18 protein-coding genes are annotated in these 16,353 nt (G+C 60.4%); 10 read left to right on the forward strand and 8 right to left on the reverse strand.

The window, feature by feature from the left end:
- The first annotated feature begins 11 nt into the window (after window positions 1-11).
- From cyoC to ACN9MZ_RS21155, 6 genes are read left to right on the forward strand one after another with little or no spacing between them, the layout of a single operon-like run.
- A complete protein-coding gene (cyoC, locus tag ACN9MZ_RS21130; protein WP_426342940.1) occupies window positions 12-596 on the forward strand; it encodes a cytochrome o ubiquinol oxidase subunit III in 585 nt (194 codons plus the stop codon).
- Window positions 593-1,003: a cytochrome o ubiquinol oxidase subunit IV gene (cyoD, locus tag ACN9MZ_RS21135; protein WP_130311219.1), complete on the forward strand. Its 411-nt coding sequence runs from the start codon at window positions 593-595 to the stop codon at window positions 1,001-1,003. Before cyoC ends, cyoD begins: the two co-directional genes overlap by 4 nt.
- The gene (locus ACN9MZ_RS21140) at window positions 1,000-1,725 is read left to right on the forward strand and encodes an SURF1 family protein (protein ID WP_426338879.1); all 726 of its coding nucleotides are present in this window, start codon (window positions 1,000-1,002) and stop codon (window positions 1,723-1,725) included. The genes cyoD and ACN9MZ_RS21140 overlap by 4 nt, the downstream gene beginning before the upstream one ends.
- Window positions 1,722-3,005, forward strand: coding sequence for an ATP-binding protein (locus tag ACN9MZ_RS21145; protein ID WP_426338880.1), 1,284 nt, complete (start codon window positions 1,722-1,724; stop codon window positions 3,003-3,005). The genes ACN9MZ_RS21140 and ACN9MZ_RS21145 overlap by 4 nt, the downstream gene beginning before the upstream one ends.
- Before the next feature lie 10 nt (window positions 3,006-3,015).
- Window positions 3,016-3,552, forward strand: a complete 537-nt coding sequence (locus tag ACN9MZ_RS21150) for a response regulator transcription factor (protein ID WP_426338881.1) — start codon at window positions 3,016-3,018, stop codon at window positions 3,550-3,552.
- 3 nt (window positions 3,553-3,555) lie between these two features.
- Window positions 3,556-4,557, forward strand: coding sequence for an alpha/beta hydrolase family esterase (locus tag ACN9MZ_RS21155; RefSeq protein WP_426338882.1), 1,002 nt, complete (start codon window positions 3,556-3,558; stop codon window positions 4,555-4,557).
- Here ACN9MZ_RS21155 and ACN9MZ_RS21160 read toward each other — a convergent pair.
- The 5 genes from ACN9MZ_RS21160 to ACN9MZ_RS21180 form a co-directional block, all read right to left on the reverse strand.
- Window positions 4,513-5,154, reverse strand: coding sequence for a CatA-like O-acetyltransferase (locus ACN9MZ_RS21160; RefSeq protein ID WP_426338883.1), 642 nt, complete (start codon window positions 5,152-5,154; stop codon window positions 4,513-4,515). The genes ACN9MZ_RS21155 and ACN9MZ_RS21160 overlap by 45 nt on opposite strands.
- A 143-nt stretch (window positions 5,155-5,297) precedes the next feature.
- Window positions 5,298-6,839, reverse strand: a complete 1,542-nt coding sequence (locus tag ACN9MZ_RS21165; protein ID WP_426338884.1) for a 2-isopropylmalate synthase — start codon at window positions 6,837-6,839, stop codon at window positions 5,298-5,300.
- 35 nt (window positions 6,840-6,874) lie between these two features.
- The gene (pssA, locus tag ACN9MZ_RS21170; protein ID WP_426338885.1) at window positions 6,875-7,720 is read right to left on the reverse strand and encodes a CDP-diacylglycerol--serine O-phosphatidyltransferase; all 846 of its coding nucleotides are present in this window, start codon (window positions 7,718-7,720) and stop codon (window positions 6,875-6,877) included.
- A 71-nt stretch (window positions 7,721-7,791) separates the two neighbouring features.
- A complete protein-coding gene (locus ACN9MZ_RS21175; protein ID WP_426338886.1) occupies window positions 7,792-8,550 on the reverse strand; it encodes an SIMPL domain-containing protein in 759 nt (252 codons plus the stop codon).
- 92 nt (window positions 8,551-8,642) lie between these two features.
- Window positions 8,643-8,828 carry a hypothetical protein gene (locus ACN9MZ_RS21180; RefSeq protein ID WP_426338887.1) on the reverse strand — a complete coding sequence of 62 codons (186 nt, stop codon included), beginning with the start codon at window positions 8,826-8,828 and terminating at the stop codon, window positions 8,643-8,645.
- Window positions 8,829-9,291: 463 nt separating this feature from the next.
- Here ACN9MZ_RS21180 and ACN9MZ_RS21185 point away from each other — a divergent pair, with 463 nt between their 5' ends.
- Window positions 9,292-10,914 carry an alkaline phosphatase family protein gene (locus ACN9MZ_RS21185; RefSeq protein WP_426338888.1) on the forward strand — a complete coding sequence of 541 codons (1,623 nt, stop codon included), beginning with the start codon at window positions 9,292-9,294 and terminating at the stop codon, window positions 10,912-10,914.
- Window positions 10,915-11,010: 96 nt separating this feature from the next.
- Complete coding sequence (locus ACN9MZ_RS21190) at window positions 11,011-11,610, forward strand: hypothetical protein (protein ID WP_426338889.1); 600 nt, start codon at window positions 11,011-11,013, stop codon at window positions 11,608-11,610.
- Between the two features lie 71 nt (window positions 11,611-11,681).
- On the opposite strand, the gene ilvC is transcribed toward ACN9MZ_RS21190, so the two are convergent.
- The 3 genes from ilvC to ACN9MZ_RS21205 are packed head-to-tail and all read right to left on the reverse strand — an operon-like array spanning window position 11,682 to window position 14,959.
- Window positions 11,682-12,698, reverse strand: coding sequence for a ketol-acid reductoisomerase (ilvC, locus tag ACN9MZ_RS21195; RefSeq protein ID WP_426336189.1), 1,017 nt, complete (start codon window positions 12,696-12,698; stop codon window positions 11,682-11,684).
- Window positions 12,699-12,743: 45 nt separating this feature from the next.
- The gene (ilvN, locus tag ACN9MZ_RS21200; RefSeq protein WP_028104341.1) at window positions 12,744-13,235 is read right to left on the reverse strand and encodes an acetolactate synthase small subunit; all 492 of its coding nucleotides are present in this window, start codon (window positions 13,233-13,235) and stop codon (window positions 12,744-12,746) included.
- Window positions 13,236-13,237: 2 nt separating this feature from the next.
- Entirely contained in the window at window positions 13,238-14,959 is a 1,722-nt protein-coding gene (locus ACN9MZ_RS21205) for an acetolactate synthase 3 catalytic subunit (RefSeq protein WP_426338890.1), read from the reverse strand.
- 392 nt (window positions 14,960-15,351) lie between these two features.
- On the opposite strand from ACN9MZ_RS21205, the gene ACN9MZ_RS21210 reads away from it, so the two are divergent.
- Both ACN9MZ_RS21210 and ACN9MZ_RS21215 read left to right on the forward strand, forming a co-directional pair.
- The gene (locus ACN9MZ_RS21210) at window positions 15,352-15,945 is read left to right on the forward strand and encodes an RNA polymerase sigma factor (RefSeq protein ID WP_426323830.1); all 594 of its coding nucleotides are present in this window, start codon (window positions 15,352-15,354) and stop codon (window positions 15,943-15,945) included.
- Window positions 15,942-16,352 (forward strand): DUF3619 family protein, encoded by a 411-nt coding sequence (locus ACN9MZ_RS21215; protein ID WP_426338891.1) that lies wholly within the window; start codon window positions 15,942-15,944, stop codon window positions 16,350-16,352. Before ACN9MZ_RS21210 ends, ACN9MZ_RS21215 begins: the two co-directional genes overlap by 4 nt.
- Window position 16,353: the final 1 nt, after the last annotated feature.

The following is a 16,353-nucleotide window of genomic DNA, read 5'->3' on the forward strand; positions in this document are numbered from 1 at the left end:
CGCAGGACGACATGCCGTTCCACGTCCGTGAACACCACCCGGAGAACGGCACCCTGCTGGGCTTCTGGATTTACCTGATGAGCGATTGCCTGATCTTCGCCGTCCTGTTCATCGCTTACGCCGTCCTGGGCCGCAACTTCGCGGGCGGTCCGTCCGGCGCCGAGCTGTTCGACCTGCCCCTGGTGGCTCTGAACACTGGCTTCCTGCTGCTGTCGTCGATCACTTACGGCTTCGCCATGCTAGCGTCCCAGCGCGCCAAGCTGGGCACCACCCTGGTGTGGCTGGCGGTCACCGGCCTGTTCGGCCTGGGCTTCCTCAGCCTGGAAATGTTCGAGTTCGTGCACCTGATCCATGAAGGCGCGGGCCCGCAGCGCAGCGCTTTCCTGACCTCGTTCTTCGCGCTGGTCGGCACCCACGGCCTGCACGTGACCTTCGGCGTGATCTGGCTGGTAACCCTGATGGTCCAGCTGAACCGTCACGGCCTGACCGAAGCCAACACCCGCCGCCTGATGTGCCTGTCCATGTTCTGGCACTTCCTGGACGTGATCTGGATCGGCGTCTTCACCTTTGTCTACCTGATGGGAGTCCTGCCATGAGCGCACACCACGACCACGAACACGGCCATGGCCACGGCGCACACGGCGACGGCCATGACCACGGCAGCCTGAAAAGCTACGCTATCGGCTTCATCCTGTCGGTGATCCTGACCGCGATTCCGTTCTGGCTTGTCATGGGCCACGTGATCAAGGATTCGAGCACCACCGCCTTCGTCATCCTCGGCTTCGCAGCAGTGCAGATCGTGGTACACATGATCTACTTCCTGCATATGAACTCGCGTTCGGAAGGCGGCTGGAGCTTGCTGGCACTGATCTTCACCATCGTCCTGGTCGTCATCGTGCTGACCGGCTCGATCTGGGTCATGTACCACCTGAACCACAACATGATGCCGTCCATGGGTCCGGCCGGCAGCTCCTCCGTGCAGCAAATGCACGACATGCCTTGAGCCAAGCGCGCACCGCCTCCCCGCGGGCGCGCCTGCTCTGGGCCGCCGGGATCTCGCTCGCCTGCGCAGTTTTCCTGGCGCTCGGGACCTGGCAGCTGTTTCGCATGCAGTGGAAGCATGAGCTGATCGCCCGCGTCAACCAGCGGGCGCACGCGGCTCCTGTTGCAGTTCCCTCTCCTTCCGATTGGCCGTCCCTCACGGCCGACAATGCCGAATACCGGCACGTGCAAGTTTCCGGCACCCTGCTGCTCGATCGCAGCACCCTGGTGCAGGCATCCACCCAGCTCGGCCCCGGCTTCTGGGTCATGACGCCGCTGCAAACCGCCGCCGGCGACATCGTATTCGTCAACCGTGGCTATGTCGCCGACCGCAAGGCTGGCGTCGGCTCGGGTTCGGCTGCTGCCGACGTTACCGGGCTGCTGCGCATGAGCCAGGCCGACGGCGACCTGCTGCGCAAGAACGATCCTGCCGGCCAGCGCTGGTATTCGCGCGACGTGCAAGCCATTGCCGCGGCAAGCGGCCTGTCTCACGTCGCCCCCTACTTCATCGATGCCGACGCCAGCCCCGCCCCACAGGCCGGGCAGCCGGTCGGCGGCCTCACCGTGATCGCTTTCCGTGATAATCATCTGGTATACGCATTAACTTGGTATGCTCTAGCGTTGATGATCATCGGGCGAACATGGCAAATCACTCGGAAAACACGGCGGAACCTGGCGCAATGATGTCCTTGTCCCTCGCGGCGGGCGTCGGCGATACTACTGGCCACAAGAACATGCTGTACCTGATCCGGCTGCGCTGGATTGCGGTACTGGGCCAGATCACGACCATCGCCGGCGTTACCCTTGGCCTCGGCCTCAACCTGCCGATGCCGCAGATGCTGACCGTGCTGGCCTGCCTGATCGCCTTCAACATTGGCAGCCATTTGCGCTGGCACGAAAACCCGATAGTCACCAACAACGAAATGTTCCTGGCGCTGCTGGTCGACGTGGCCAGCCTGACGGCGCAGCTGCATTTCAGCGGCGGCACCACCAACCCGTTCGCCTTCCTCTACCTGCTGCAGGTGATCCTGTCTGCGGTACTGCTCGACGCCTGGGCCGCCTGGACCATCGTCGGCATCACGGGCGCCTGCCTTGGCGGCCTGGCCATGTTCTCCAAGCCCCTGCCACTGCTGCTGGAGGACGAAAGCGCCTTTGCCCACCTCTACGTGGAAGGCATGCTGCTCTGCTTCCTGCTGAACGCGGGCCTGCTGGTCATCCTGATCAAGCGCATCACGGGCAACCTGCGCGAACGCGACGCGAGGCTGGCTGACCTGCGCCAGCGCGCGGCGGAAGAAGACCACATCGTTCGCATGGGACTTCTGGCCTCGGGCGCAGCCCACGAACTGGGCACGCCGATGGCAACCATGTCGGTCCTGCTGGGCGACTGGAAGCGCATGCCCGAATTTGCCGGGAATGCGATCCTGCAGGAAGAAATCGAAGAGATGCAAACCCAGCTCCAGCGCTGCAAGACCATCGTCACCGGCATCCTCCTGTCGGCCGGCGAGCTGCGTGGCGAATCGTCTGCCAAGACCACGCTGCGCGCCTTCCTTGGCGAGCTGCTGGCCGAATGGCGCAGCAACCGCCCGGTAATGGCATTCGAGTTCGATGACCGCTTGCCGAGCGACCTGCCGGTAGTCTTCGAATCGGCGCTCAAGCAGACGATTTTCAATTTGCTCGATAACGCCCTGGAAGCCTCGCCGCGATGGGTCAAGCTGGAGGCTTCGGCCGAGGACGACGTACTGAAACTGGCCGTGAGCGACCGCGGTCCCGGCTTCGCGCCGGCGATGCTGGCGCAATTCGGCAAGCCCTACCAGTCGAGCAAGGGCCGGCCCGGCAGCGGGCTGGGACTGTTCCTGGTCGTGAATGTCATTCGCACGCTGGGCGGCACCGTCGAAGCACGCAATCTCGAACAAGGCGCGCTGGTCGAGCTGCACCTGCCCCTGTCGGCAATCGCCCTGGAATAGGAGAAGCAGGATGACTACAGAGCGCTTATTGCTGATCGTGGAAGACGACCCCGCTTTCGCGCGCACCCTTTCCCGTTCGTTCGAACGGCGCGGCTACACCGTGCTGAAAGCATCTAACCTGGAAGACGTTGGCACCCTGCTGCAAAAGCACACGCCGACGCACGCCGTGGTCGACCTCAAGCTGGAAGGCAACACCTCCGGCCTCGCCTGCGTGCAGGCGCTCCACACCCACTCGCCTGAGATGCTGATCGTGGTGCTCACCGGCTTCGCCAGCATCGTTACCGCTGTCGAAGCGGTCAAGCTTGGCGCCTGCCAATACCTGGCCAAGCCTTCCAATACAGACGATATCGAAGCCGCCTTCTCGCATGTCGCCGGCGTGGCCGAGGTCGAGCTGACCAACCGCTCCACCTCCATCAAGACGCTGGAGTGGGAACACATTCACCAGGTGCTGGCGGAAACCGGTTTCAACATCTCGGAAGCTGCCCGCCGGCTCGGCATGCATCGCCGCACGCTGGCGCGCAAACTCGAAAAGCAACGGGTGAAATAACTCATGGGTCTCCGCGACTTCTTGCACGCCTTCTTCATCGGGTCAAACCTGAGTGAGGGCCCGGTTGCTCCGCTGACCCGGGTCGAGATGATGCAGACTGAGGGCCCGCGCCATTACCTGAAAGCCGTGCCGCTCCCGCGCTCCGGCGAAAAGCGTCCCCTGGTCGTGGTCCTGCATGGCAGCGGTGCTTCCGCCGAACAGGTCATGGGCCAGGCATTTCCTTTTTCGCCACTGTCGGTCTGGCTGGAAATCGCCGAACGAGAGCAAGTTATCGTTGTGGCGCCTGACGGAATCAAGCGCCGCGGCCAACGCGCATGGAACGACGGTTTTGCCGACGTGGCGAGCAATCCCGAGTGCGACGACGTAGCCTTCATTGGCGCGGTCATCGATCGCGCCATCGCCGAGGATGGCGCCGATCCGGAACGGGTCTACGTGATCGGCGTTTCCAAGGGCGGCATGCTGGCCTACCGGGTTGCCGCCGAACTGCCGCAAAAACTGGCCGCGTTCGCGACCGTGCTGGCAGCGATGCCGCAGCGAGCGGCTTACGCCATGCCGGAGACGGCCCTCCCCGCCCTGATCGTCGCCGGCGAAAGAGACCCGTTCATTCCGTACTCGGGCGGCAAGTCATGCGCTACCCTGTGGTACACGGCACCGTCATTGGGCATGGAAGGCACAGCCGCCGTCTGGCGAAAATTGGCCCGGCTGGCAGGCGAGCCCGCCGTCGAGCACCTGGCAGCAACGAAGGGCGATTCGACTCGAGCAATCCGTTACACATGGGGCGATCGAGCCGAAGAGGTACAGGTCAGGCTCCTGAAGATCGTCGGCGGCGGCCACGCGGAACCGAGCCGGAAGAAGCGCTATCCAGGCTTGTTCAGCCGCTTCCCCGGCCGCCAGAACGCAGGCTTCGAGATCGCGGAAGAAGCCTGGACCTTCTTCAAGGACAAGCGGCGCACGCCGCCTTCAGAGGCTGGTCTCGAGCGCAATACGTTCGCCGAGACGCTGTAGCAGCAAGTGGACGTGGTAGCCGTCCACGAAACCATGATGCGCCTGGACACAGAATGGCACCGTCATCATATCGCCACCCAACTCACTGTAGCGCCCCCATGCAATTAACGGAATATCGGCCGATTTGTACTCATGGATCGGGTGTTCGATGGCGCGCATGTCGAGCCATGGCATGCAGGTGGTGTAGACGTTGTTCTTCTGTTCGCGCGGCGTCAGGTCGCGGCCAGTGTTTATGAATTCCCGCGTCGCACGCGCCTCAACGCCTGCCGCCAGGCTGCGGGTGAGGAACTCGGCACGGTCGGTCGACATGTCGAATCGCGCGTAATTCAGGTTGTTATCGAGATTGATGACCGTGTAACCACCGTAAAAATCATCGACCTTGATCACCTCTCCTTCGTACTCGCGGTACAGGAAGTTGTCGACATCCTTCACGCTCATGTACAGGCAGTACAGGAGGAAATGAAACGGCGGTAGTTGCCGCTCCTTGCAATAATGACGAAACTCCGGCAACCGGGCGACGACGCTCAGGTTCAGCAGCGGGTTTGCATATTGGCGAAACGACTCATAGCGATCGCGGCGAAATTCAAATTTATCCATTTTCAGAGCTCACTCAGCGAGTCGGTCATCATATGGAGTACTCAACGGCCTGTCCTTAACATTTGCCAAGCTTATTCCAGAGCACTGCTGCGGTCTTACCGGCGGCTACTTGATGGAATAGGCGAGAAAGAAATCTCATATGGTCAGATAGCTTGCGGGTTCAGTCGTTCAATGTTGGAATGGAGTTTGTTGAGGCCCGCCAGGTACGCTTTGGCGGAAGCAACTACGATATCCGGGTCGGCGCCGACGCCGTTGACGATACGGCCCGAATGCGCCAGCCGCATGGTCACCTCCCCCTGCGACTGGGTTCCGGGGCTGATGCCGCTGATCGCGAACAGCACCAGTTCCGCGCCGCTTTGGGCCTTGCTTTCAATGGCGTTGACCATGGCGTCGACCGGGCCATCGCCCGTGCCTTCGGCGGCGTGCTCGATGCCGTCAATCGAAAACACGACGCGCGCAAACGGCAGCTCGCCGGTTTCCGAACGCTGCGACAGCGAGACGAAGCGGTAATGCTCGCCGCCGGCAGCGGCCTCTTCATCGCTCACCAGTGCCATGATGTCTTCGTCGAAAATCTCGGCCTTGCGGTCGGCCAGTTCCTTGAAACGTGCGAAGGCTGCGTTCACTTCAGCCTCGGAATCGAGCTCGATGCCCAGTTCCTGCAAGCGCTGCTTGAAGGCGTTGCGGCCGGAGAGCTTGCCCAGCACGATCTTGTTGGCCGTCCACCCCACATCCTCGGCTCGCATGATTTCGTAGGTTTCGCGCGCCTTGAGGATACCGTCCTGGTGGATGCCGGAAGCATGGGCAAACGCGTTGGCGCCAACGACCGCCTTGTTCGGCTGCACGGCAAAGCCGGTAATTTGCGACACCATCTTCGATGCCGGCACGATCTGCGTCGTATCGATGCCGCAGTCCAGGTTAAAGTAGCCGGCCCGCGTGCGCAGCGCCATCACCACCTCCTCCAGCGCCGTATTGCCGGCCCGTTCGCCCAGGCCGTTGATGGTGCATTCAACCTGCCGCGCACCGCCAATCATCACGCCAGCCAGCGAGTTTGCCACGGCCAGGCCAAGGTCGTTATGGCAATGCACCGACCACACAGCCTTGTCCGAATTGGGAATGCGCTCGCGCAGCCGGCGGATCGTCTCGCCGTACAGCTCCGGCACGGCATAGCCCACGGTATCAGGGAAGTTGATCGTGGTGGCGCCTTCAGCGATCACGTTTTCCAGCACGCGGCACAGGAAATCCTCTTCCGATCGGCTGCCATCCTCCGGGCTGAATTCAATATCGTCGGTGAATTTGCGGGCGAAGCGGATTGCAAGCTTGGCCTGTTCCAGCACCTGCTCCGGCTCCATGCGCAGCTTCATCTGCATATGCAGCGGCGAGGTGGCGATAAAGGTGTGGATGCGCTTGCGTGCCGCCGGCTCCAGCGCTTCTGCAGCGCGGGCCAGGTCGCGGTCATTGGCGCGCGCCAGCGAGCAAACGATCGGCTCGCGTACGGCAGTGGCAATGGCACGGATGGATTCGAAGTCGCCCTGCGACGCAGCGGCGAAACCCGCCTCGATCACATCGACCCGCAGCTTTTCAAGCTGACGGGCGATGCGCACTTTCTCTTCGCGGGTCATGGACGCGCCCGGCGATTGCTCGCCGTCGCGCAGGGTGGTATCGAAGATGATGAGGCGGTTATTCATGGAGTCGCTCCTTCTGAATTGCCGCCCCAGCGGCGTTACGATTTATCTTCTGGCGAGGTTTTCTCGATCAGCTTGACCGGGTTGCCCTTGACCAGGCGGGTCAGGTAAATCACGTAGCCTGACAGTCCATATGCCACGAACAGCACGAACAGCACCTTCGGCGGATCAATCGAGATCAGGGCGAAGAACATCGCGATCAGGAACACGGCCAGGAACGGTACCGACTTGCGGAAGTTGATGTCCTTGAAGCTGTAGAACGGCACGTTGGACACCATGCTCAGGCCAGCGAATACCGCCAGCACCCAACCCTGCCACGGATACAGCACGCCATCGACTTCCAGGTCGGCCAGCAGCATGACGAAGCCGGCGATCAGGGAAGCGGCAGCCGGCGACGGCAGGCCCTGGAAGTAGCGCTTGTCGACGACTTCGATATTGGTGTTGAAGCGCGCCAGGCGCAGCGCAGCGCCAGCACAATAGACGAAGGCCGCGATCCAGCCCAGCTTACCAAGGCCGCGCAGCGCGAATTCGTAGATTACCAGCGCCGGCGCGGCGCCGAATGACACCATGTCCGACAGGGAGTCGTACTGGGCGCCGAATTCACTCTGGGTATTGGTCAGGCGTGCCACACGGCCATCCAGGCCGTCCAGCAGCATGGCGACGAAAATCGCCCAGGCAGCGTGTTCGAAGCGCTGGTTCATGGCCATGACGATGGCAAAGAAGCCGCAGAACAGCGCACCGGTGGTGAAGGCGTTCGGCAGCAGGTAGATGCCGCGCGAGCGCGGCCTGTCGAGGCCATCGGCTCCCTTGCGGCGGGCGAAGCGACTGAACAGCGATTTCTTGCCGGCGGCGTTCTTAGGCCGGCGGCGGGGGAATTTGGCCATACTCTTCCATTTTTTATACTAGGGTGGCCCCTATTATAGAGGACACCCAGTATGGAAGTGGCAACTTTGGCTTACTTGAACTTGACCTTGCCGACCACGCGCATTTCCAGCGTCGTTTCGCCTGGCTCGAAGCTTGGCTCGGCCACGGACTGGTCCATCTCTGCCTTGGCAGCCATACGGGCCATCATGGGCGCCGGGGCACCTGCAGGGCCGCCGCCGTAATTGCCGGAACCCTCGTAGTCGATGGTATCCAGCACCGCATCGGTTACCGGACGGCCCATGGCGGAGGCAATGGAAGCAATGCGCTCATTCAGGTTCTTGTAAGTGGCCGCGATGCGGGCGTCATCGAGCTTGCGGGTAGCGGCAGGGCTGAGGCCGAAGGACAGGCCGTTCAGGGTCAGCACTTTCTGTGCAGCGGCCACGGTCTTCGGCAGCACGCCGATATTGGTGGTGGTCATCTGCACATACTGGCCAACGCGCCATGCAGTCGGCTGGCGCGGCTTGGCAGCAGCGCCCGGCGGCAGCGGACGGTCTTCCGGATAGACCGGATAGGTGTAGTAGCCTTGGGTTTTCAGCTTGGCTTGCGGGTCTTCCTTCTTCAGGATTTCCAGGCCTTGTTTGATCTTCTGGTTCACGCGCGAGGCTGCGGCAGCCTTGTCCTTGTCCTGCTCTTCGATCGCCAGCGTGGCCACAGCCTGGTCGTTCGGCGCAGTGACTTCACCATAGGCAGGCACGATGACGGTGGCGCCTGCGGTCGGGACGGATTGTGCGATGGCGGCCTGGGTACCCATCACCAGCGCGGCAGCAGCTACAGCTTTCAGGACGGTCATTGTTATTCTCCTTACGTGATTACGATGGACGCACTTTAACCGAAATCAAATCACAAAACTGTCGTAGTTCGTGAGCGTTTGTAACACTCTTATTAATTGAAGCGTATTTTTGCGGTTGCGCGCAGCTCCAGTTTTGTCTCACCTGGCAGCAGGCTTGGCTCTTCGACTTCGCCAATGTCTTCGCGTCTTAACCTGCTGCCTGTGGCATAGACTTTGTCCACCGACGAAGCGCCAAAGTCGAGCGATTCCAACTTCGCATCAGCAACAGGGCGGCGCATCGCGCCCGCAATAAAGGCGACCTGCTATTCCAGGCTGCGATACGCGGCTTCCACACGGCGCTGTTCCAGCCTTTTCGTGGTCTCATCGGTCAGCCCGAAATTGACGGGTTAGCCTTTTTCAGCGCCGCGATGGTCTGCTTCAGCCGCAAGTTGACATTCGACGCCAGCGCCGCCTTGTCCTTGCCCTGCCCGCGTAGCCGAAGACGAGCTGCGCCTCATCGTTAGGCGCGGTGACGCTGCCGATCGCAGTCAACGTGACCGCGTTTCAGTGGACAGCTGTCGGCGAGTACTACCGGGGCAGCGGCTATTGTCGCCGACAGCAACAGGGGCTCCAGCATGCAAATTCCTTCCAATGGATTTATTGAAGCTCGAATGTAACTGAAACTGATACAAAAGTGTCATCTGCCTGGCATCGGGCTGTGGCATCATCACGTGTCGTCCACTCCATACATGAACAAGGAAAATGGCAAAGTACCTGATTCCCGCACTGGCCCTGGCGGCCACGTTCGGCGCCCACGCGGCGCCGGCCAAACAGCCAGCGCAACCAAAACTTGTCCTCGTGATGGCCGTCGATGGCCTGCCGCAAGAGCAGGTGACGCGCTACGCCAGCCAGTTCGGCCAGGGCGGCTTCCGCCGCCTGCTCGAGCAGGGCGCATGGTTCAGCAATGCGCACCAGGCGCACGGCATCACCGTGACCGCGGTCGGCCATGCTGCCATCCTGAGCGGCGCCTATCCTTACCAGCACGGCATTATCGGCAACAACTGGGTAAACCCTGCCAATGGCGGCAGCATGTACTGCACCGAGGATCAGAACTACAAGTACATTGGTAGCGAAAAGACAGATCCGCATGACGGCACCGCGCCAACCAACCTGCGCGTAGATACGCTGGGCGATCAGTTGCGCTATGCCACCGGCCAGCAGTCCAAGGTGATCACTGTATCGGGCAAGGACCGCGGCGCGATTCTCCTGGGTGGCAAAACCGGCACGGCCTACATGTATATGGAAGAAAGCGGCAATTTCGCTTCTTCTACCTTCTACATGAAAGAGCACCCGCAGTGGGTGCAGAAGTACCAGGCCGGCAAGCCGCAAGAGCGCTATTACGGCGTGAAGTGGAAGCCGCTGCTGGCTGATTCGGCTTACGCGGGCGATTACGGCGATGCGCCGAACCTGCAGCTGTCCAGCGAATCGGGCCAGACCGACGCCGCTTATTACAAGCGCCTGAAGGCATCGCCATTCCTGGACGAACTGACCGTAGAATTCGCGCAGGCTGCCATCGAGGGCGAAAACCTGGGCAAGAACCCGGCTGGCGTTCCGGACCTGCTGGGCGTGAGCTTCTCCGCGCACGACCTGGCGAACCATGAATACGGGCCGGAGAGCAAGGTCTCGCACGACCACCTGATGCGACTGGACCGCATGCTGTCCAACTTCTTCTCGTACATCGACAAGCGCATCGGCATGGACAATGTGCTGGTGGTGCTGACTGCCGACCACGGCTTCCCGAACACGCCGGAGTTTGCCAATGAAATCCAGAAAGCGGGCGTCAACCGCATCGACGGCAAGAAGCTGGTTGATGACCTGAACGCCCACCTGTCGTCCAAGTTCGGCTTGAACAAGGGTGTATCGGCTTACTCGATCCCGAACATCCACCTGGACTACGCGCAGATTGAGACCAAAGGTTTGAAGCGCGAGGACGTTGAAAATGCCGCGGCACGTTTCCTGATGTCGCAGTCTGGCATGGCGGATGTGTTCACCCGTAGCCAGATGGAAAGCGGCGCCGTTGGCGGCACCCGCATCGCAACCCTGATGCGCCGCGCCTGGAACCGCCAGATTTCCGGCGACCTGATGGTAGTGGCGAAGCCGCACTGGATCTTCGGCTTCCCGACCGGCAAAGGCACCACCCACGGCGCCCCGTATGCCTACGACACCAATGTGCCATTGATCGTGATGGGCAAGTCATGGGTGAAATCCGGCCACTACGGACAGTATGCCGAAGTCGTCGACATCGCCCCTACTCTCGCCTACCTGCTGAACGTGCGCCCGCCTGCCGGCGCCGAAGGCCGCGTCCTCACCGAAGCGTTGAAGTGATCCTGGAAGTGCCCACTTGGAGGTCAGCGACCTATGTGGGCATTTTGTTCTTTTCACACCTTTATAATGAGGATCCTTTCCCTTTTCGGAGTAGAAATGTCGACATGCCGCATCATCCTCGCTTCCGCCATCCTGGCATTGGCTACCGGTTGCTCAATTAACCGCCCCGTTGCAGACGATTACAGTACCTATTTAGGGAACAATGCGCGCGCCGGTGCCTTGCCGAGTGCAAGGGTTGCTGACAAATATTATCTGCCGCCCGCCACACAAGCCCATCACTACGAATTCAAAAGTGTGATGGGCGGGTATGCAAATACCTGGGTAGTCGAATTCGGAAAGGTGCTCGACGCAACCATGCGTTCTTCCGACGTTGTCGCAGCCCTTGGAAACCTGAATAAGGCGGGCAATGACAAGCCGGCCGCCGGGAATACCCTTGTATTTGACCTGCTTCGCTATTCGTTCGAAGAGCATGGCGCGCACATTGAGCTTGCGATCAGCATCCGCAATGCAAACGGCGAGGTATTCCGCAAAGTCTACAACGCTGACGGACAGACGCAGGGAGGCAAGATGTTCTGGGGCGGAGCATTCGCAATGAAGAACGCAGTCCAGCAATCCACCAAACTGGCGATGGACGATATACTGGCCCGCTTTATCCGCGACGCCGGAAACATCAACGTAGCCTCCGCAGCAAGGTGATCCGTGCAATAACGGAAGAGCCCCAAAAAAAACGGCCCCGAGGGGCCGTTGAAGTTTGCTTCTAGGGACAATCAGTTCTTGGACTGGTCGACCAGTTTGTTTTTGGCGATCCAAGGCATCATTGCGCGCAGCTTGGCACCGACTTCTTCGATCTGGTGCTCGGAAGTCAGGCGGCGGCGGGAGATCAGGGTCGGTGCACCGGCCTTGTTCTCGAGGATGAAGCTCTTGGCGTATTCGCCCGTCTGGATGTCTTTCAGGCACTGGCGCATTGCTTCCTTGGTGGCGGAAGTCACCACTTTCGGGCCGGTCACGTACTCGCCGTACTCCGCGTTGTTGGAGATCGAGTAGTTCATGTTGGCGATGCCGCCTTCGTAGATCAGGTCCACGATCAGTTTCAGCTCGTGCAGGCATTCGAAGTAAGCCATTTCCGGCGCGTAGCCTGCTTCCACCAGGGTTTCGAAGCCGGCCTTGATCAGTTCCACAGTACCGCCGCACAGCACGGCCTGTTCGCCGAACAGGTCGGTCTCGGTCTCTTCACGGAAGTTGGTTTCGATGATGCCGGCCTTGCCGCCGCCGTTTGCCGATGCGTACGACAGGGCGATATCGCGGGCGGAACCGGATTTGTCCTGGTACACGGCGATCAGGTGCGGCACGCCGCCACCCTGGCGGTAGGTGCCGCGCACGGTGTGGCCCGGGGCCTTCGGTGCGATCATGATCACGTCCAGGTCGGCGCGTGGCACGACTTGGCCGTAGTGCACGTTGAAGCCGTGGGCGAAGGCCAGAACGCCGCCTTGCTTGATGTTCGGTTCGACGTTTTCCTTGTACACCTGGGCGATGTTCTCGTCCGGCAGCAGGATCATCACGACGTCGGCGTTCTTCACCGCTTCGTTCACTTCCGCCACTTTCAGGCCAGCCGCTTCGACCTTCTGCCAGGAAGCGCCGCCCTTGCGCAGGCCCACGGTCACGTTCACGCCGGATTCGGTCAGGTTCTGCGCGTGCGCGTGGCCCTGGGAGCCGTAGCCGATGATGGCAACGTTCTTGCCTTTGATGAGGGAGAGGTCAGCGTCTTTGTCGTAGAAAACTTTCATGGTCATTCCTTGGGTGTGAATTCGGTTGAATCTGTATTCGATTATTTATACTTTGAGGATGCGTTCGCCGCGGCCAATGCCGGAGCCGCCAGTACGGACAGTCTCCAGGATCGAGGCGCGGTCAATCGCGTCGATGAAGGCGTCCAGCTTGCTCTTGGCGCCCGTCAGCTCAATGGTGTAGGTCTTTTCGGTCACGTCGATGATGCGGCCGCGGAAGATGTCGGCGGTGCGCTTCATCTCTTCGCGCTCCTTGCCGACGGCACGGACCTTGATCAGCATCAGCTCGCGCTCGATGTGCTGGCCTTCAGTCAGGTCCACTACCTTCACGACTTCGATCAGGCGGTTCAGGTGCTTGGTGATCTGTTCGATGATGTCATCGGAACCGGTGGTCACGATGGTCATGCGCGACAGGGTCGCATCTTCGGTCGGCGCAACGGTCAACGTTTCGATGTTGTAGCCGCGGGCGGAGAACAGCCCCACCACGCGGGACAGCGCACCCGCTTCGTTTTCGAGCAGTACAGAAATAATGTGTCGCATGATTACAGGTCCTCCGAGCCAAGCAGCATTTCGGAGAGGCCTTTGCCGGCTTTCACCATCGGCCACACGTTTTCACTCTGGTCGGTAATGAAGTTCATGAAGACCAGGCGGTCTTTCATGCCAAACGCTTCTTTCAGCGCGCCTTCGACGTCGCCCGGTTTTTCGATGCGCATGCCGACGTGGCCATAAGCCTCGGCCAGCTTCTCGAAGTCCGGCAGCGAATCCATATAAGACTCGGAGTAGCGCGAACCGTAGTCGATCTGCTGCCACTGGCGAACCATGCCCAGGAAGCGGTTGTTCAACAGGATGATCTTCGGCGTCAGGCGGTACTGTTTGCAGGTCGCCAGTTCCTGGATGTTCATCTGGATCGAGCCTTCGCCGGTAATGCAGGCGACAGTCGCATCCGGATTGGCCATCTGCACGCCCATGGCGTACGGCAGGCCGACACCCATTGTGCCCAGGCCGCCGGAATTGATCCAGCGGCGCGGCTTGTCGAACTTGTAGTACTGCGCAGCCCACATCTGGTGCTGGCCGACGTCGGAGGTGATATAGGCGTCGCCCTTGGTGATGTCGAACAGCGACTCGACCACTTGCTGCGGCTTGATCACCAGGTCGGAAGTGGCATAGGCCAGGCACTTGCGGCCGCGCCATTCGTTGATCTGCTTCCACCAGTCTTTCAGCGCGGAGGCGTTCGGGCGCTGCTCGGTCGCCTCCATCTGCGACAGCAGTTCGACCAGCACGTCCTTCACGTTGCCGACGATAGGAATGTCCACTTTCACGCGCTTCGAGATCGACGATGGGTCGATGTCAATGTGGATGATCTTGCGCGGGTTCTGGCTGAAGTGCTTTGGATTGCCGATCACGCGGTCGTCGAAGCGGGCGCCGATGGCAATCAGCACGTCGCAATTCTGCATCGCGAGGTTGGCTTCGTAGGTGCCGTGCATGCCGGGCATGCCGACGAAGCACGGGTCGGAAGCGCGCGAACCGCCAAGGCCCATCAGGGTATTGGTGACCGGGAAGCCCAGCTTGTCGACCAGTTTGTTCAGTTCATTCGACGCATGCGCCAGGATCACGCCGCCGCCGGTGTAGATCATTGGACGCTCTGCCGACAGCAGCAGCTGCAGCGCCTTGCGGATCTGGCCGGCGTGGCCCTTGTCCACCGGGCGGTAGGAACGCATCTCGATATCCTTCGGATACGAGTACACGTGCTTGTGCATCGAAATGTCTTTTGGAATATCGACCAGCACCGGGCCCGGGCGGCCGGTCTTGGCGATATAGAAAGCCTTCTTGATGGTTTCCGCCAGGTCTTTCACGTCCTTCACCAGGAAGTTGTGCTTGACCACCGGGCGGGTGATGCCGACGGTGTCGCATTCCTGGAACGCATCCTGGCCAATGGCGTGGCTCGGCACCTGGCCGGAGATCACCACCATCGGAACGGAATCCATGTATGCGGTGGACAGGCCGGTCACCGCGTTGGTGACGCCCGGTCCGGAAGTGACCAGCGCCACGCCCACTTTGTTCGAGCTGCGCGAATACGCATCGGCGGCATGGATGGCGGCCTGCTCATGGCGAACGAGGATGTGCTGGAATTTGTCCTGCTTGAAGATGGCGTCGTAGATATAGAGGACGGCGCCACCGGGATATCCGAAAACGTGTTCTACGCCTTCCTCAGCGAGGCAGCGGACAACGATTTCGGCGCCCGTGATGGGAGCTTCGGTATTCATGAAACATTCCTTTCAAGGTCCATAGGAGATTGATCGGATGCTCTTGCCTAGCGAAGTGGGCGACACCGTGCACGACTCTCAGCTTCCCTTCTTTCTGCGGTCACACTGACCCTTCCCCCATGCGTAGCTGGAGTACAAGCCGGTGCTAAACGCAACTCGTTTGGCCGGAGTTTTGCAGCGGTTTCTGGCCTACCTCTCGCGCTTGTGGCACGGGTTAGAGCAAACTGCTGACAATAGAAAGCTGGCTTTTCGAAACGGCTTTGTGTGCCTGTCCCGAAGAACCGGGGAGCCTTGTGGTGTGCAAAGCGTCCTTAACGTTACCGCGCTGCACCATATTGGTCAAGCATATTCTGCATTTTTTGTTAAAATGGCGGATTGTTCAGACTAGCGATATAGCGCAGCCCTCTTCCCGACGCATGGCCACAGACAAAGAATTATCGGATTTCCTCGAAAGTGTCGAGCGCCGCGCCTTCAAACAAGCGGTCTACGCCGTCCGAAAGGACGAATCCGCACTGGACATTGTTCAGGATGCAATGATTAAATTGGCAGAAAAGTACGGCGACAAGCCGGCAGCCGAACTGCCAGCGCTGTTCCAGCGCATCTTGCAAACGACTATACTTGATTATTTCCGCCGCGAAAAAGTCCGTAATACTTGGGTAAGTCTTTTCTCGGGCCTTGGCCCTGGCCAGGAAGAGCATGAGGACTTTGATATACTGGAATCCTACGAGGCTGAAGAGGGTTCCCAGGCGGCCGAGTCGAGTGCAGACCAGGTAGAACGGGCACAGATCTTGCAGATTATTGAAGAAGAAGTGCAAAAACTGCCTGCGCGTCAACGAGAAGCGTTCCTCATGCGTTACTGGCAGGACATGGATGTAGCAGAAACTGCCGAAGCGATGGGATGTTCCGAAGGGAGCGTAAAGACGCATTGCTCACGAGCAACACACACTCTCGCTGAATCGCTCAAAGCCAAGGGAATTAAGTTATGAACACCGAAGATACCAACTTTGCATACAGCGTGCGGCGCGCGCTCAATGAAAAGCTCGACGATCTGCCAGCCTCGACCACAGATCGCCTGGCCGCAGCCCGCAAGGCCGCGCTGGCGCGCAAAAAGGCCGACGCCCCGGCCCGCGTGCGCGTCACCCGTACCGCCCCGGCAGTGGCTGGCGGCGCTACGGGCTTCTTCGCCAACCCGTTTGCCTGGTTCAACCGCGTCAGCGTGGCCCTGCCCTTGCTGCTGCTGATGGGCGGCATGGTTGGCGTGTACCAGTACGAACAACAGCAATCGATCGTGGAACTGGCAGAAATGGACGCCGCCGTGCTGTCCGATGAACTGCCGCTGTCTGCTTACCTTGACCAGGGCTTTGGCGCCTATCTCGAGACCCGCGAGCAATAAA

Origin of the sequence: Pseudoduganella sp. S-14 (genome assembly GCF_049913285.1) — a bacterium.
In the GTDB taxonomy this organism is placed as follows: Bacteria; Pseudomonadota; Gammaproteobacteria; order Burkholderiales; family Burkholderiaceae_D; genus Rugamonas.

Coding starts and splice junctions, on each gene's coding strand:
- pssA (WP_426338885.1), bottom strand. CDS start 7,720: ATGGCCAAATTCCCCCGCCGCCGGCCTAAGAACGCCGCCGGCAAGAAA.
- ilvN (WP_028104341.1), bottom strand. CDS start 13,235: ATGCGACACATTATTTCTGTACTGCTCGAAAACGAAGCGGGTGCGCTG.
- ACN9MZ_RS21205 (WP_426338890.1), bottom strand. CDS start 14,959: ATGAATACCGAAGCTCCCATCACGGGCGCCGAAATCGTTGTCCGCTGC.
- ACN9MZ_RS21190 (WP_426338889.1), top strand. CDS start 11,011: ATGTCGACATGCCGCATCATCCTCGCTTCCGCCATCCTGGCATTGGCT.
- cyoC (WP_426342940.1), top strand. CDS start 12: ATGCCGTTCCACGTCCGTGAACACCACCCGGAGAACGGCACCCTGCTG.
- ACN9MZ_RS21185 (WP_426338888.1), top strand. CDS start 9,292: ATGGCAAAGTACCTGATTCCCGCACTGGCCCTGGCGGCCACGTTCGGC.
- ACN9MZ_RS21155 (WP_426338882.1), top strand. CDS start 3,556: ATGGGTCTCCGCGACTTCTTGCACGCCTTCTTCATCGGGTCAAACCTG.
- ACN9MZ_RS21175 (WP_426338886.1), bottom strand. CDS start 8,550: ATGACCGTCCTGAAAGCTGTAGCTGCTGCCGCGCTGGTGATGGGTACC.
- ACN9MZ_RS21145 (WP_426338880.1), top strand. CDS start 1,722: ATGATGTCCTTGTCCCTCGCGGCGGGCGTCGGCGATACTACTGGCCAC.
- ACN9MZ_RS21180 (WP_426338887.1), bottom strand. CDS start 8,828: ATGCGCCGCCCTGTTGCTGATGCGAAGTTGGAATCGCTCGACTTTGGC.
- ACN9MZ_RS21160 (WP_426338883.1), bottom strand. CDS start 5,154: ATGGATAAATTTGAATTTCGCCGCGATCGCTATGAGTCGTTTCGCCAA.
- ACN9MZ_RS21150 (WP_426338881.1), top strand. CDS start 3,016: ATGACTACAGAGCGCTTATTGCTGATCGTGGAAGACGACCCCGCTTTC.
- ACN9MZ_RS21165 (WP_426338884.1), bottom strand. CDS start 6,839: ATGAATAACCGCCTCATCATCTTCGATACCACCCTGCGCGACGGCGAG.
- ilvC (WP_426336189.1), bottom strand. CDS start 12,698: ATGAAAGTTTTCTACGACAAAGACGCTGACCTCTCCCTCATCAAAGGC.
- ACN9MZ_RS21215 (WP_426338891.1), top strand. CDS start 15,942: ATGAACACCGAAGATACCAACTTTGCATACAGCGTGCGGCGCGCGCTC.
- cyoD (WP_130311219.1), top strand. CDS start 593: ATGAGCGCACACCACGACCACGAACACGGCCATGGCCACGGCGCACAC.